The organism is Shewanella sp. BC20 (genome assembly GCF_003129585.1).
GTDB lineage: Bacteria > Pseudomonadota > Gammaproteobacteria > Enterobacterales > Shewanellaceae > Shewanella > Shewanella seohaensis.
In genome coordinates, this window is sequence record NZ_NHRI01000001.1 from 570,811 (window position 1) to 586,151 (window position 15,341).

The following is a 15,341-nucleotide window of genomic DNA, read 5'->3' on the forward strand; positions in this document are numbered from 1 at the left end:
GCAAGGAGCCTATCCGCGATAAGCTCCGCAAATGGATTTAGGCTACCCGAAGAATAAGCGCCATAGCCAAGAAGAATCTAAATCCTCCTGACAGGTTTTATACTGGGCCGCATAGCGCTTAGCCCTGTCATCCACCTTAGCCGCCACTTTGACCAGCCACGCCTTAGATTTATAAGTCCCACGGCGATAGCCACCCCACCCTTCGTGGTAGTTGAGGTATTGCGCCCTCGCATCCCACTTGGAAACCCCATTGAGTTTATTGGTCTTGTAAATAAACCAGCCCATAAAATCCATGGCATCATCAAAATTACTCCGCGAAGACCAGCTGTTTCCCGTCTCGCGGACATAATCATCCCAGGTCATGGTTTTTGCTTGCGCGTAGCCATAGGCATCACTGGCTCGCCCGATGGGAATAAATCCTAAAAAATATTCCATTGGCGGCGCGGCATTATGCTTGAAGGAGCTTTCTTGATACATCATCGCCAGCGGCACATGCACAGGCACGCCCCATTTATCACGGGTGTCCTTAGCCGCTTCGTACCATGAACGATGCTCTTGGAAAATATCGCAAAGGTTATCGGGAGATTTAGGCGGAGAAGTGGCGCAACCAGAGAGGAAACCTATGGATGCACATAACAGAGTTGTCGAAAGCCATTTCATTAATCGCTTGTTCTCCCAAGAAATAAAACTGGCCCATCATCGCACAGTCATAGGGTGAGGCAAAGCGACAATCCTGTTTTTGGCGCTAAGATCACCTTAGCGCCTATTATCAGGTCAAACTTGTTAACAGAAATGACAATCCATTGTTAAATCTGATTATTTTGTTTCAGGGCTGAGATCAAACTGACATTCATGGTTTTCTTGCTGCCACACACCGGGTTCCCAATAGTTGGTATCTTTCCCCATATAGCGCTTATCCGTGTGGAATAACGCGCCAATATGATAACGCTGGTGTCCTTCAACCTTTAACTTAAAGGTTTTAGGTGTGCGTGCACTGAGGGACACGCCTAAAGAAGGCGCATCAATCAGCTCGGCGACAGTGAACTCATATTCCCCCGGCGCCAGTTGATAATTAGGTTTAGATACCACAGGCTTACCATTGAGATGGGTCACCACCACGCGATACCAATGAGTGCTGGCATCGGGCTGTAAATACCCAGACACAGTCCCGCAACTTAAGTCATCTTCAGGCGAGGAGGCGCAACCAGACAACAATGCAGTGAGCCCGAGTAGACTGGCAGCCAGTGTAAGTTTGCGCCCGGTTAAATAGTGACTCATTAGGATGAAGTCCCGAAATAATCCGTCAGATAATCATCAAAGGATACCGCACTTTGCGCCGCTTCGATGTCTGCTTGCTTATTAAGCGATGCTTGCGCCTCGGCTTGATAATCGCTGACAACCTCGGCTGATAAGGGGTAATCCATAAAATATTGGTGATATTGCTGCGCCAGTGACATCACCCATTGTCCATGGTCTTGGCCTTTGGTGATTAATTGCTGGATAACTTGCCCAGACAAGGTCTTTTGTGGGTCATTCACGGCTTCACGCCAATGGGCTAAGGCCGCTTGGTAATCCTGTTTATCGCCATCGAGTAACTTAGCCAATGAATCCAAATGCTCAAACAGATCCAAAAGCCACGTTTGCAGTGAGCGTGTACCTGTCTCGGTTAATAACTCAAGCCCTGGCTTACGGCCTTCAAGCACGACAGATTTTAAGTTAGCACTTAAACGGGCTTCTTCTGCCGCATCGGACTTAGGCGACTCGGTTAATAAGCAATAGAGTAAGAACAAGTCGAGGAAACGCACTTGGTTCTCTTCAATCCCAATCGGGCTGAAGGGGTTTACATCTAATGCACGCACCTCAATATATTCAACCCCCGCACGGGCAAGGGCTTCAGAGGGCTTCTCACCGCTTTTAGTGACGCGCTTCGCACGGATAGGCGAGTAAAATTCGTTTTCAATTTGCAGCACATTGGCATTGAGCTGGCGATATTCACCATCCACCTTCACGCCGATATTGGCAAAGTTGGCCGAAGGCATCTTAATCGCGGCTCTCACCCCAGCCAGATACTCAGGCAGGGAGTTATAGCTGATATTGAGATCTTCCTGCTCTTTATTGGTGTAACCCAGATCGCTCATCCGCAGTGAAGTCGCATAGGGTAAATACAAGGTGCCGCGACCCGATTTTTCAAAACGTAAATCGGTCTTCTGTCCCTTGATAAACGAGCTACACAGCGCAGGTGATGCCCCAAACAGATAAGGTAATACCCAGACTAAACGGCGGTAATTGCGGATGAGGCCAAAGTAAGATTCGGAGATAAAATCTTCAAAGCTCACGCTTTTATCACTCAACTCATAGAGGCTTTGCCACAGCTCCTGCGATACCGAGAAGTTAAAATGCACCCCAGAGATGATCTGCATCAGCGCGCCATAACGGTAGGTTAAGCCCTTGCGATACAAGGTTTTCAACTTGCCCGTGTTAGAGCTGCCATAACGGGCGACCGGAATATTCTGCTCATCTTTCACGTAACATGGCATGCTCACGGGCCACAGACGCTGACCATGCAAATGACGCACGCTAAAGGCATGGGTCTCGGTGAGTCCTTGCAATAGGGGACCAACTTGATTGTTTACCGGCGTGATAAATTCAAGCAGTGCTTCACTGTAATCTGTCGTAATGCGCGAATGCGTTAATGCCGAGCCGAGCTCTAATGGATGACCATCTAACGCAAGGTAGCCTGACTCGTCGATACGCAGCGCTTCACGCTCAATTCCACGTAACATGCCAAGGAGTGCGGCACGCCCTTGAGCGTCCGAGAAATGTTGTACTAATTCATTGAATGGCTTCAATTTGCGCTTCTCTGATTGGTGATTCGCTATCGCGACAAGGTTAACAGTCAGACCTTTATTTTGAGGCTTATCTTTCAAAATACGCCTCAAAATAAATCTAAACCTGTCCGTGGAGCAAGCCTAATTACATTCTTCTGCGATAAAACGCAGACGGTGACAGCTAATGCTGTCACCGTCTTACTCGTTAATACTTTAGACTGGCAGCGAGGTTGTGCCGCACAATTAGCTTGTCTGCAATTTATATTGGGTCGAAAAGCTAATTTACAATACTAAAGTTTCAATTGGATAGCCTAAAGTTGCTAAATCCGCTTCAATTTTCGCCTTATCTCCCACCACTAAGATGATCATTTTCGAGATATCTAGCTCGGAAGCCGCGAGGGCATTGAGTTCATCTTTTGTTACAGTATTTATAATTTTGTCCTGCTCGGTAGTAAAATCTTGGCTCAGCTGGTAACGCTGGATCATCCGCATAAAACCCGCCTTCTGATAAGGCGTCTCATAATCCAATGCTTGCCCTTGGGAAACCGAGTTACGCATAAAGCCGAGCTCAGTGTCCGTCATCCCATTTTGCTGATAGGCTTTGATCTCTTTGATAAACTCATTTACCGCCTTGGCGGTCACATCGGTACGCACATCACTCGAGGCCACAAAATCACCGACTTCGACTCCACCGGTAAATGAGCTGCGCGCCCCATAGGTATACCCCTTGTTCTCACGTAAATTGAGGTTAATACGGCTATTGAAGGCGCCACCTAGCGGATAGTTCATCAGGTAAGATTTGAAATAATTACCTGTTGCATCATAGGGTAAGGCACGTTTCGCAATGTTAATTACCGACTGAGCCGCGCCCGGTTTATCGATAAGATAGATAGTCCCGCCCTTCAGCGCAGGGAATGACTTGAGTGGCGGCAATGTACTCGCCTCCCCTTGCCATTGACTCAATCCTGCGAGTTTGGGTAGCAATGCACTTTCAGGCAGATTCGCCACAGTAATGATTTTAGCGTTCGCACCACGGTACTGCTCGGCGTAAAACGCCCTCACATCCGCAAGTGTCAGCGCGGCAACGGAATCTAAGGTCCCAGCATCACTCACACCTTGAGCGTTATTCTTACCATAGAGCAAGCTATACAGCGCAGAGTTAGCGACATAGCCTGGGTCTGACTGCATATGCTGAATTTGCTGCAACTGTTGTTGCTTCACCCGAGCGAAGTCGGCCTCGTTAAAGGCAGGCTGGAACAGCTTTTCTTCCAATATGGCTAAGGTTTCATCCAAGTGCTCGGTGAGCGCCGACACCTTAATCGTGCTTTGGGATTCGGAGGCACTAAAGTCCACCGTACTGCCGAGCATCTCAAGTGCCTGCGACAATTGCTCTGTTGAGCGCTTTTGCGTCGACTCATTCAGCATCTCAGCGGTTAGGCTTGCTAGGCCCGCCTTTTCAACGGGCACTAATCTGTGCCCACCGTTAAGATAAATCACCAACTCCACGGTTGGGGTTTCGCTGCTTTGAGTGCCCATTACTTCGATGCCATTAGCTAACTTAGTCGTCCAAATTGTCGGGACTTTAAGCACGGGCGCTGCGCCCGAGGCTGGCATTGTTGAGCGGTCGAAACTTGACACCAACTTAGCGACGGGTAAATCCCCCTCTACAGCCGTATCCGCCACGGGCAAGGTTTGAGGGGTGAAGTTATCCGGATGAGCGACTAAAGCCGTCATTCCCTGCGGTACCACACTCATCACCACCATGGGCTTGTCTTTGATGTACTTTTTAAATACCCGCATCACATCGTCTTTGGTCACATTGGCGTAGCGCGCAAGGTCTACTCCAATCTTATTCGGCTCACCAAACATGGTTTGATTCAAGGCAAGCATAGACACTTTGCCTTTTACGCTCTGCAGGCCAAAAATGGTATCGGCCTCAAACTGCACTTTCACTTTTTGCAGGTCATCGTCGGTGACGCCCCGCTGCTCAAACTCATTAATCGAGTCGAGAATACGCTGTTCAAGTTCGGCTAAGGTCGCACCCTTTTGCGGATTGGCTAGGGCATAAATCGACATCTGACAGGCTAACTCTTGGCAGGGTTGGCTCACGCTTGCCTGTACGGCATAACCATCCTTCACAAGGTTTTTGTAAACGAGTGAGGTTTTACCGCCACCGAGGATATTGGCTAATAAGTCCAGCGCGGCTTCATCGGGATGGCTGGCATACACAGTCGGAAAGCCGATACGGATCAGCGGTAAATGCACGTTATCTTCCATCGAGATATAGCGCGTCTTATCGAGCGTAACTAAGGTCTTAGGCTCAGGTTGAACCTCGGGGCCACGGGGGATTTCGCCAAAGTATTTGTTTACCCAGGCTAAGGCTTGTAGTTCATCAAAATCGCCGCCAATAGTCAGCGTGGCATTATTCGGGCCGTACCAACGTTGGAAAAAGTGTTTCACATCATCCACTGTGGCGCGGTTAAGATCCTCTGGCCAGCCGATCACAGGCCAAGAATAGGGATGGCCGACTGGGAACATCGCCCGATTAAAGCGCTCGCTCATTCGGCCATAGGGTTGATTATCAATGCGTTGAGCGCGCTCGTTTTTCACCGTCTCGCGCTGTACTTCAAACTTTTCGCTAGTTAGCGCCGGCAACAAAAAGCCCATGCGGTCAGACTCGAGCCACAACATTTTTTCGAGCTGGTTGCTAGGGACAGTCTCAAAGTAGTTCGTTCTGTCGGTATTGGTCGAGCCGTTCAGTGTGCCTCCCGCCTCGGTTACAACCTCAAAATGTTGCTCATCGGCGACGTGCTCAGAGCCCTGGAACATCATATGTTCGAATAAATGGGCGAATCCTGAACGGCCTGCTAGTTCTCTGGCCGAGCCGACGTGATAAGTCACATCGACATGCACTAAGGGATCGGAATGATCTTGATGCAAAATAACCGTTAGGCCATTAGCAAGCTGATATTTTTTAAAGGGAATACCGACTTCAGAGTCCTTCAGTTGCACATTTTTAATTAACTTTACGCCCGCGGGTAATTGCGTTGAGGTTTGGCTGGCACAACCTGCGAGTGCGGCGGAAATCGCGACCGCTAATATCCATTTTTTCAAGGTATTCCCCTTATACATCAATAGGCTAAAAAATTAGCCCCTGTAGAATGCTCGGTATCAATAATGAGTTCAGACTCATTAATCCCTACAAAGTTCCAAGTAATACAAGGACTTCCTTTGCAGCGCTATTATCCTTTAACCGAACAACGAGTGTAAAAACTAACTAAACCAATGCAATGTAGCGGCCGCCACGATAAGGTAACGCAGGGTTTTGCCGATCAAAATCATCACTAATGCGGGGAACGCCCTAAGCTTTAACCATCCCGCCAATAAACATAATAGATCGCCAATCACTGGCGCCCACGACAACAATAGCGACCAAACACCGTAACGCTCAATAAGGGCTAAGGCTTTGGCATGCTTTCCCCCACTTAGAGCCTCGGGGGACTTTGCAAACCGGCCGATACGCCCTAGATAAAAACTCGTCATCGCCCCTAAGGTATTGCCAACACTGGCCACCACCACTAATTCGACCCAAGCTTGCGGCGCTTTATTCAGCAACGCAATCAGTAAAACTTCTGATCCTCCCGGTAACAAGGTCGCGGCTAAAAAAGCCCCAGAAAACATCATGCTTAATTCAGACATAAAAGCTTACTCTATGAAATTACAGCTCTTTCACGCTCTCGAGCAGAGAACTACCACAGCGTTAAAAGGATGTAGCGACTAACCATTTCACAACAAACTCATTTATCACAATAAGTTATAAGAAAATCGGTTTGTTATAACCCTATCACAGCCGATACAATGCCTTTAATGGCAAAAAATGTCCTGTACCTGACTCGTCGCTTGGTATAAGTTCACTCACTTCAAGTGGATACTCATACTAGCATCTCAGGTCCATGGGCTTGTAATGATATATTTTTGGAAAACGCATGATTCTTCAAACCATTAGCCGCATTCCTTTTTGGCAAAAAGTCCTCGCAGGCTTTATTTTAGGTGCGCTCGTTGGCGTACTTTTAGGTGAAACCGCCACTGTACTTAAACCGCTTGGCGATTTGTTTATCAGCGCCATTAAGATGCTGGTTGCGCCACTGGTCTTCTGTGCGATTGTGGTCAGTATTACCTCGCTCGGCTCTCAAACGAATCTCAAACGCTTAAGTCTTAAGACCTTAGGCATGTTCATGCTGACAGGCACTATCGCCTCACTGATAGGTTTAGCTGTTGGCTCGCTTATCGATATGGGCGGCACAATGCAACTGGCAACCACGGAAGTGCGTGAGCGCAATATTCCAGGCTTTGCGCAGGTGCTGCTCGATATGATCCCAGTGAATCCCTTTGCCTCACTGGCGGATGGAAAAGTACTGCAGATCATTGTATTTGCCGCATTAGTCGGGATCGCCATCAACAAGGTTGGCGAGAAAGCCGAGCCACTAAAACGCACCATCGAAGCGGGTGCCGAAGTTATGTTCCAACTGACACGCATGGTGCTAAAACTCACCCCAATCGGCGTGTTTGGTTTAATGGCTTGGGTAGTGGGTGAATATGGTTTATCGACCCTATTACCTCTAGGTAAATTTATCGCCGCTATCTATATTGCCGCCCTTATCCATATGATTTTTGTCTACGGCGGACTAGTGAAATTTGCCGCGGGTTTAAGCCCTGTGCAATTTTTCCGTAAGGCCATGCCGGCGCAATTAGTGGCTTTTAGTACCTCTTCAAGCTTCGGCACTCTGCCTGCGAGTACCAGAGCGGTTGAGACCATGGGTGTTTCAAAGCGTTATAGCGCCTTCGTTATGCCGCTCGGCGCTACCATGAACATGGATGGCTGTGGTGGTATCTACCCTGCGATTGCCGCAATTTTTATCGCTCAAATTTACGGTATTCCACTCGATACCTTAGATTATGTGATGATTGCCGTTACAGCCACGGTGGCCTCAGTCGGTACCGCTGGCGTGCCAGGCAGCGCCATGGTGATGTTAACCGTCACTTTAGGCGTGATTGGTTTACCCCTAGAAGGTATCGCCTTTATTGCCGCCATCGACCGTATTATCGATATGATCCGCACCGCGACCAACGTCACAGGCGATATGATGACCGCCGTGGTGATAGGCAAATCTGAAAATGAGCTTGATGTTGATCAGTTCTACAGCAATGAGACTCAAACGACTGCGATTGCCGATAATTAATCACTCAGGGTAAATCTTTCATGATTTACCCAATAAAAAGACCGCAAATGCGGTCTTTTTTATTATCCGTATTTCACTTATTGCGAATAAAACGTCCATGACTTTCGACCAAACAAGCTGTTAAACTCTTCACTTATTTACCAAAAGTAGAATGAAGCATGACTAAACTGTTTTTATTCCCGCTTATCCTTTGCTTGCTGTGGATACTGTTTTTAAAAGCCAATGGTTTACCACTGGCTCAAGGAAAACGTGGCTTTATCTACATAATAGCCATCAGCGGCACGGTGATTTTGCTTCTTATGCTGCTCCTGTGGTTAACAGCTTAAAAGCCTAATTGGTTCACAATAGGCTTTGCTCTAGCCTCCAAATTTGCAGCTTAGCCAAGCACAGCCAGTAAAATCCCCGCAGCAACCGCAGAGCCTAATACCCCTGCAACGTTTGGCCCCATGGCGTGCATCAGCAAAAAGTTATGGTGATTAGCCTCTAACCCCACTTTATTCACCACCCTTGCCGCCATAGGCACAGCAGATACGCCCGCCGCGCCAATTAGTGGATTGACCTTACCGCCAGTTAATTTGCACATCAGTTTTGCCATCAGCACCCCTGCAGCAGTACCAATACTGAACGCCAACGCGCCTAGAACCAAGATCCCTAAGGTTTCGACGCGTAAGAACTGATCCGCAGAAAGTTTAGAACCGACGGCCAAGCCTAAGAAAATGGTGACGATATTAATCAGCTCGTTTTGCGCCGTTTTCGATAATCTATCTACCACACCCGACTCACGCATTAGGTTGCCAAGGCAAAACATACCAACCAAAGGAGTCGCTGCGGGTAAGAATAAAATCGTTAAGCCTAAGACCATCAGCGGGAAAATGATCTTCTCCTTCTTACTCACCTCCCTGAGCTGCTCCATCTTTATCTCACGCTCGGCTTGGGTCGTGAGTAAACGCATGATCGGCGGCTGAATAATCGGCACCAGCGCCATATAGGAATAGGCCGCCACAGCAATCGCCCCCAACAACTCAGGCGCAAGCTTAGAGGCAAGGAAAATCGCCGTTGGTCCATCCGCGCCACCGATAATGGCAATGGCTGCGGCATCCTGCATGGTAAATTCAAAGCCTGGCACCAGATTCAGCGCTATCGCCCCAATTAAGGTTGCGAAAATCCCAAACTGCGCCGCCGCGCCGAGTAGCAAGGTCTTTGGATTGGCAATCAGCGCACTAAAATCTGTCAGTGCCCCGACCCCCATAAAGATCAGCAACGGAAACACCCCGGTTTCAATCCCAACATGGTAGGCGTAATACAGCATACCGCCCTCTTCGGTAAAGCCCGCATTGGGAATATTCGCCAGCACGGCGCCAAAACCAATAGGTAACAACAGTAGTGGCTCAAAGCCACGCACTATCGCAAGGTATAACAGCAAGGCGCCCACAGCCATCATCAAGGCTTGCCCAGCAGTAAAATGGGCTATGCCCGTTTCGGCCCAGAAAGCCAGTAAACCATCCATAACGACTCCTAGGCTAAGGCCAGTAATTGAGAACCCACGGCAACCGAATCCCCTTCTTTCACAAAGAGATGGGTAATAATGCCATCCCCCTGTGCGCGGATTTCGGTCTCCATTTTCATGGCCTCTAGGATGATAACGACATCGCCGGCGCACACCTTGTCACCAATGCCGACATGCACTTTGAAGATATTGCCCGACAGGGGCGCGCTCATCTTAAGTTTCACCTCACTGGTTTGAGGCACTGGCGCAGCGCTCAACTGAGAAGGATTAGCTTGGCCAAGCGGCAGTGCGGCTTGTCCCTGAGTTTGGATCTGGCTAATTTCGCCGCCCTCGGCAACCTCAACCACATAAGTTTGCCCTTCAACCGTAACGGTATAAGTCTCGGCCTCACGCGGCGTAGCAGATAACACTGGCGCAAGTTCAGGTTTTGGCTCAAAAGCGGTTGGGTCGTCTCGGTGTTTTAAAAACTGTAAGCCAATTTGCGGGAAGAGCGCATAGATGAGTAAATCATCGTCTAGAGACTTTTCTTTACTCTCTGAGACGAGACGAATCCCTTGCTCCTGTGCCTTTGATAATAACTCCGTACGCAGTTTGTCCAACTCGGGTGCGAGTAAATCCGCAGGACGGCAGGTGATCGCCGCAGCACCGTTAAGCACTCGAGCCTGCAACTCGGGATTAACAGGGGCTGGAGTAGCACCATATTCGCCCCTTAACACACCTTCAGTTTCTTTGGTCAACGATTGATATCTTTGCCCCATCAGTACGTTGATAACGGCCTGCGAGCCAACAATTTGCGAAGTTGGTGTAACCAAAGGCAGAAAGCCTAAATCCTGACGCACCCGAGGGATCTCCTCGAGCACTGCGTCCAGCTTATCGGCCGCGCCTTGTTCTTTGAGCTGACTCTCCATATTCGTCAACATGCCACCGGGGACTTGAGCGCGAAGGATCCGCGAATCGATACCTTTTAACGCTCCTTCGAACTTGGCGTACTTTTTCCGCACCTCTCGGAAATAAGCGGCAATCTCTTCAAGTAAGACAAGGTCATAGTGAGTTTCACGCTCGGTCTCCGCCACCATAGCAACCACGGTTTCAGTTGCCGTATGGCCATAGGTTTGGCTCATCGAGGAAATAGCAGTATCGAGTACATCGATTCCCGCCTCTATCGCCTTTTGATAGGTTGCGGTACTCAGCCCCGTCGTGGCGTGGCAGTGCAATGAGAGCATGAGTTGAGTTTGTGATTTTAAGCGACTGATCAGCTCAAAGGCTTCCATCGGCTTGAGTAAGCCCGCCATGTCTTTAATGCACAGCGAATGGCAGCCCATGTCCTCAAGGCGCTTTGCCATATCGACCCAAGTATCAACCGTATGAACAGGGCTGGTCGTATAAGAAATTGTGCCTTGCGCGTGCCCACCGACGTCACGCACCGCTTTTACCGCCATCTCAAGGTTACGCACATCATTCATCGCATCAAAGATACGGAATACATCCACACCATTGGCATGGGCACGCTCGACAAAACGTGTCACTAAATCATCGGCGTAATGGCGATAACCCAATAGGTTTTGACCGCGCAGTAACATTTGTTGAGGTGTATTTGGCATTAACTTTTTCAGCTCACGGATCCTGTCCCAAGGATCCTCACCTAAATAACGGATACAGGCATCGAAAGTCGCTCCGCCCCAAGACTCGAGCGACCAAAATCCCACTTTATCGAGCAGAGGTGCAATCGGAAGCATGTCATCGAGGCGTAAACGCGTCGCTAAAATAGACTGATGTGCATCCCTCAAAACGACATCGGTTAACTGTAATGGCTTAGACGCCACAATCGAATTTACTCGGTTCATATGGCGCTCCATTATTTAGCCTGAGAACGATACTGCTGGACGGCTAAGCTGATCGCAGCCACCAATTTAGGATCTAAGGTGTTTGCAGCTCCGATTGAGCTCGCATCATTCACCTTTAACTGATCTGCTGCTTTAGGCTCTTCACGGCACCACTTAGCAACCAGATTCACTCCTAATATCAATACACTTAAAAATAAATACACCAGCCCCATGCCCAATAACATGATGCCAACAGCATCTAATAGCTGCTGCGTTAGCTCCCCTTTCACGTTAGTACCTCCTCCAGCTTTGAACCCACATCAAGTGTTAGATTTACAACTTCACAACATCTGCATTGATAACAAACTCAATCTATAGATGTAAATTGGTAAGACCAATTTACATAAGATCGGCAATAAGTGTCTGAGGGATCCTTAGTGAACGAGCGATAAAATGAATATTCGTTAATGAAACAGCAAAGCAGATATTTTTATTGGGGAAAGAAGGGTTACTGACTCTCAAGATTAAGGCCTGAGTAAACAGCAGCAGAAAGTGCAATCCAGCGACAATGAGGTCTAAATCGCTTCTTATACGTGCATAAGTTTAAATAGAATGATTAGCCTAATAAGGACAAATCCAAGGCGCATAAAAATACTGCACTAAAACATTAAGCTGCGAAGAGAATGTTTAGGGGAAATGAGTACACAGGATTGAAAGTCTAGAAAACAAGATAATCAGCCGTTCTCCATTAACGCTGCATCTTAGACAGTAGAGTAATAACGTTAGTAATTAAAGAAGGCTTATGAAGAATACAGAAACTGAAATGGTAAACACGAAAAACAAAAAAGCCAGCTTATTCAGCTGGCTTCTTCGTTTAATTAGGCGCTTGGCGATGACCTACTCTCACATGGGGAGACCCCACACTACCATCGGCGCGATTGCGTTTCACTTCTGAGTTCGGGATGGGATCAGGTGGGACCACAATGCTATTGTCACCAAGCAAATTCTTACTGGTTAATTCTATGTCTGACGGCATTGTTTCCTCACTCCAGTGCTCATGTACTATCGTACACTCCGCCCTTCGCTCGTCACGGCTTTGTCTGCCGCACAATTACCTGCGTAATTAACCTTTATTTGTTAATTTAGAAAGCTGTATTGAGTTGCACTTCTTAAGTGTTTGTATTCGTCTAAGTACTACTGAGTAAAACCCATCTGGGTTGTATGGTTAAGCCTCTCGAGTCATTAGTATCAGTTAGCTCAACGCCTCACAACGCTTACACACCTGACCTATCAACGTCCTAGTCTCGAACGGCTCTTTAGTGGACTTATAGTCCAAGGGATGACTCATCTTGGGGCTCGCTTCCCGCTTAGATGCTTTCAGCGGTTATCGATTCCGAACATAGCTACCGGGCAATGCCATTGGCATGACAACCCGAACACCAGCGGTTCGTTCACTCCGGTCCTCTCGTACTAGGAGCAACTCCCCTCAATCATCCAACGCCCACGGCAGATAGGGACCGAACTGTCTCACGACGTTCTGAACCCAGCTCGCGTACCACTTTAAATGGCGAACAGCCATACCCTTGGGACCGACTTCAGCCCCAGGATGTGATGAGCCGACATCGAGGTGCCAAACACCGCCGTCGATATGAACTCTTGGGCGGTATCAGCCTGTTATCCCCGGAGTACCTTTTATCCGTTGAGCGATGGCCCTTCCATTCAGAACCACCGGATCACTATGACCTACTTTCGTACCTGCTCGACGTGTCTGTCTCGCAGTTAAGCTGGCTTATGCCATTGCACTAACCGTACGATGTCCGACCGTACTTAGCCAACCTTCGTGCTCCTCCGTTACTCTTTGGGAGGAGACCGCCCCAGTCAAACTACCCACCAGGCACTGTCCTTAACCCCGATTAGGGGCCCAAGTTAGAACATCAACACTACAAGGGTGGTATTTCAAGGACGACTCCACGTGAACTAGCGTTCCCGCTTCAAAGTCTCCCACCTATCCTACACATGTAGGGTCAATGTTCAGTGCCAAGCTATAGTAAAGGTTCACGGGGTCTTTCCGTCTAGCCGCGGGTATACGGCATCTTCACCGCAATTTCAACTTCACTGAGTCTCGGCTGGAGACAGCGTGGCCATCATTACGCCATTCGTGCAGGTCGGAACTTACCCGACAAGGAATTTCGCTACCTTAGGACCGTTATAGTTACGGCCGCCGTTTACCGGGGCTTCGATCATGAGCTTCTCTTGCGATAACCCAATCAATTAACCTTCCGGCACCGGGCAGGCGTCACACCGTATACGTCATCTTGCGATTTTGCACAGTGCTGTGTTTTTGATAAACAGTTGCAGCCACCTGGTATCTGCGACTGCCGTCAGCTTAGGGAGCAAGTCCCATCACCAACAGCAGCGTACCTTCTCCCGAAGTTACGGTACCATTTTGCCTAGTTCCTTCAGCCGAGTTCTCTCAAGCGCCTTGGTATTCTCTACCCGACCACCTGTGTCGGTTTGGGGTACGATTCCCGCTAACCTGAAGCTTAGAAGATTTTCCTGGAAGCATGGCATCAACTACTTCATCCCCTTGGGGACTCGTCATCAGCTCTCAGTGTATAGTGACCCGGATTTGCCTAAGTCACCCACCTACCACCTTAAACGCGGACTACCAACGCCGCGCTAGCCTAGCCTTCTCCGTCTCTCCATCGCAGTTAGCGGAAGTACAGAAATATTAATCTGTTTCCCATCGACTACGCCTTTCGGCCTCGCCTTAGGGGTCGACTCACCCTGCCCCGATTAACGTTGGACAGGAACCCTTGGTCTTTCGGCGAGGGGGTTTTTCACCCCCTTTATCGTTACTCATGTCAGCATTCGCACTTCTGATACCTCCAGCGTGGGTTACCCCTTCACCTTCAACGGCTTACAGAACGCTCCTCTACCGCGCAACCCTAATGGATTGCACCCGTAGCTTCGGTGGTATGTTTAGCCCCGTTACATCTTCCGCGCAGGCCGACTCGACTAGTGAGCTATTACGCTTTCTTTAAATGATGGCTGCTTCTAAGCCAACATCCTAGCTGTCTAAGCCTTCCCACATCGTTTCCCACTTAACATACACTTTGGGACCTTAGCTGACGGTCTGGGTTGTTTCCCTTTTGACGACGGACGTTAGCACCCGCCGTCTGTCTCCCGGATAGCACTCTTTGGTATTCGGAGTTTGCAAAGGGTTGGTAAGTCGGGATGACCCCCTAGCCTTAACAGTGCTCTACCCCCAAAGGTGTTCGTCCGAGGCGCTACCTAAATAGCTTTCGAGGAGAACCAGATATCTCCCGGTTTGATTGGCCTTTCACCCCCAGCCACAAGTCATCCGCTAATTTTTCAACATTAGTCGGTTCGGTCCTCCAGTTGATGTTACTCAACCTTCAACCTGCCCATGGCTAGATCACCGGGTTTCGGGTCTACGCCTTGCAACTAAACGCGCAGTTAACACTCGGTTTCCCTACGGCTCCGCTATTCGCTTAACCTCGCTACAAAACGTAAGTCGCTGACCCATTATACAAAAGGTACGCAGTCACGGTCTCAAGTACCGCTCCCACTGCTTGTACGTATACGGTTTCAGGTTCTATTTCACTCCCCTCACAGGGGTTCTTTTCGCCTTTCCCTCACGGTACTGGTTCACTATCGGTCAGTCAGGAGTATTTAGCCTTGGAGGATGGTCCCCCCATATTCAAACAGGATATCACGTGTCCCGCCTTACTCGTTTTCATCAAAGGTTAGTTTTCGTGTACGGGGCTATCACCCTGTGCCGCTGGACTTTCCAGACCATTCCACTAACACCCCTCTGACTTAAGGGCTAATCCCCGTTCGCTCGCCGCTACTAGGGGAATCTCGGTTGATTTCTTTTCCTAAGGGTACTTAGATGTTTCAGTTCCCCTCGTTTGCCTCA

Annotated in this window: 10 protein-coding genes and 2 rRNA genes; 2 read left to right on the forward strand and 10 right to left on the reverse strand. The window is 48.9% G+C overall.

The window, feature by feature from the left end; translation table 11 throughout:
- Positions 1-42: 42 nt before the first annotated feature.
- The 5 genes from CBX96_RS02420 to CBX96_RS02440 form a co-directional block, all read right to left on the reverse strand.
- Positions 43-660: a hypothetical protein gene (locus tag CBX96_RS02420; protein WP_109285570.1), complete on the reverse strand. Its 618-nt coding sequence runs from the start codon at positions 658-660 to the stop codon at positions 43-45.
- 156 nt (positions 661-816) lie between these two features.
- A complete protein-coding gene (locus CBX96_RS02425; protein ID WP_109285571.1) occupies positions 817-1,278 on the reverse strand; it encodes a hypothetical protein in 462 nt (153 codons plus the stop codon).
- Entirely contained in the window at positions 1,278-2,927 is a 1,650-nt protein-coding gene (gene gshA / locus CBX96_RS02430; protein ID WP_109285572.1) for a glutamate--cysteine ligase, read from the reverse strand. Before gshA ends, CBX96_RS02425 begins: the two co-directional genes overlap by 1 nt.
- 183 nt (positions 2,928-3,110) lie before the next feature.
- The gene (locus CBX96_RS02435) at positions 3,111-5,960 is read right to left on the reverse strand and encodes a pitrilysin family protein (RefSeq protein ID WP_109285573.1); all 2,850 of its coding nucleotides are present in this window, start codon (positions 5,958-5,960) and stop codon (positions 3,111-3,113) included.
- A 141-nt stretch (positions 5,961-6,101) separates the two neighbouring features.
- On the reverse strand, positions 6,102-6,527 hold the full coding sequence (locus CBX96_RS02440) for a YqaA family protein (protein WP_109285574.1): 426 nt from the start codon (positions 6,525-6,527) through the stop codon (positions 6,102-6,104).
- A gap of 287 nt (positions 6,528-6,814) precedes the next feature.
- Between CBX96_RS02440 and CBX96_RS02445 the strand changes: the two genes are divergently transcribed.
- Both CBX96_RS02445 and CBX96_RS21520 read left to right on the forward strand, forming a co-directional pair.
- The gene (locus CBX96_RS02445; RefSeq protein WP_109285575.1) at positions 6,815-8,068 is read left to right on the forward strand and encodes a dicarboxylate/amino acid:cation symporter; all 1,254 of its coding nucleotides are present in this window, start codon (positions 6,815-6,817) and stop codon (positions 8,066-8,068) included.
- Positions 8,069-8,226: 158 nt separating this feature from the next.
- Complete coding sequence (locus tag CBX96_RS21520) at positions 8,227-8,394, forward strand: hypothetical protein (protein WP_011623730.1); 168 nt, start codon at positions 8,227-8,229, stop codon at positions 8,392-8,394.
- Between the two features lie 50 nt (positions 8,395-8,444).
- On the opposite strand, the gene CBX96_RS02450 is transcribed toward CBX96_RS21520, so the two are convergent.
- From CBX96_RS02450 to CBX96_RS02470, 5 genes are all read right to left on the reverse strand, one after another.
- A complete protein-coding gene (locus CBX96_RS02450; RefSeq protein ID WP_109285576.1) occupies positions 8,445-9,575 on the reverse strand; it encodes a sodium ion-translocating decarboxylase subunit beta in 1,131 nt (376 codons plus the stop codon).
- 8 nt (positions 9,576-9,583) lie between these two features.
- Entirely contained in the window at positions 9,584-11,419 is a 1,836-nt protein-coding gene (oadA, locus tag CBX96_RS02455; protein ID WP_109285577.1) for a sodium-extruding oxaloacetate decarboxylase subunit alpha, read from the reverse strand.
- A gap of 11 nt (positions 11,420-11,430) precedes the next feature.
- Complete coding sequence (locus tag CBX96_RS02460) at positions 11,431-11,643, reverse strand: OadG family protein (protein ID WP_258293951.1); 213 nt, start codon at positions 11,641-11,643, stop codon at positions 11,431-11,433.
- 639 nt (positions 11,644-12,282) lie between these two features.
- Positions 12,283-12,398, reverse strand: a 5S ribosomal RNA gene (gene rrf, locus CBX96_RS02465).
- 221 nt (positions 12,399-12,619) lie between these two features.
- Positions 12,620-15,341: ribosomal RNA gene (locus tag CBX96_RS02470) — 23S ribosomal RNA — on the reverse strand; the annotation flags it as partial.

Bases quoted from the DNA above. Each gene is read 5' to 3' on its own strand.
- oadA (WP_109285577.1), bottom strand. From the start codon at position 11,419: ATGAACCGAGTAAATTCGATTGTGGCGTCTAAGCCATTACAGTTAACC.
- CBX96_RS02420 (WP_109285570.1), bottom strand. From the start codon at position 660: ATGAAATGGCTTTCGACAACTCTGTTATGTGCATCCATAGGTTTCCTC.
- CBX96_RS02440 (WP_109285574.1), bottom strand. From the start codon at position 6,527: ATGTCTGAATTAAGCATGATGTTTTCTGGGGCTTTTTTAGCCGCGACC.
- CBX96_RS02425 (WP_109285571.1), bottom strand. From the start codon at position 1,278: ATGAGTCACTATTTAACCGGGCGCAAACTTACACTGGCTGCCAGTCTA.
- CBX96_RS02435 (WP_109285573.1), bottom strand. From the start codon at position 5,960: ATGTATAAGGGGAATACCTTGAAAAAATGGATATTAGCGGTCGCGATT.
- CBX96_RS21520 (WP_011623730.1), top strand. From the start codon at position 8,227: ATGACTAAACTGTTTTTATTCCCGCTTATCCTTTGCTTGCTGTGGATA.
- CBX96_RS02445 (WP_109285575.1), top strand. From the start codon at position 6,815: ATGATTCTTCAAACCATTAGCCGCATTCCTTTTTGGCAAAAAGTCCTC.
- CBX96_RS02460 (WP_258293951.1), bottom strand. From the start codon at position 11,643: ATGTTATTGGGCATGGGGCTGGTGTATTTATTTTTAAGTGTATTGATA.
- CBX96_RS02450 (WP_109285576.1), bottom strand. From the start codon at position 9,575: ATGGATGGTTTACTGGCTTTCTGGGCCGAAACGGGCATAGCCCATTTT.